Source organism: Lactobacillus sp. C449L, assembly GCF_059900815.1.
Genome location: NZ_JBWXGA010000086.1, coordinates 1 through 520, shown reverse-complemented (window position 1 = coordinate 520; position 520 = coordinate 1). Strand labels below are relative to the sequence as shown.

Sequence of the window (520 nt, the reverse complement as noted above, 5' to 3'; positions counted from 1 at the left end):
ACGATTCCGGCGTGCGGGAAGAGTTGCGAAGGGAGCTGGCGTTGGCGCAGGCCCCGTCGTTATTCGACGTCGAAGCGATGCTGCTTGAAAAGTACAATGCAGTTGACTTTCTCGATGGCGATTGATAAGATGATTACAAAACCGACCTAATTACTCGGGATTATCCTTCTCACCGTATGTCGGGCGGGTCGGATCTAAGGAGGATTCATACCGTAATGGCCAAATTAGTCCAAAACATCACGCAACTCATCGGAGACACGCCTCTCGTAAAGCTCAACCGCGTCGTACCGGAAGACTACGCGGAAATCTACGTCAAGCTCGAGTACCAAAACCCGGGCTCCAGCGTGAAGGACCGGATCGCGATCAACATGATCGAAGCGGCGGAGCGCGAGGGCCGTATCAAGCCGGGAGACACGATCGTCGAGCCGACCAGCGGCAACACCGGTATCGGCCTCGCGATGGTCGCCGCCGCGAAAGGATACAAGGCGATTCTCGTTATGCCGGAAACGATGAGCATCGA

At 55.6% G+C, this 520-nt stretch carries 1 protein-coding gene; it reads left to right on the top strand.

Annotated features, from left to right (window positions below; genetic code table 11):
• Positions 1-215: 215 nt before the first annotated feature.
• On the top strand, positions 216-520 hold a 305-nt coding region (locus tag AC2JF9_RS08415), incomplete at its 3' end, for a PLP-dependent cysteine synthase family protein (protein WP_500726884.1).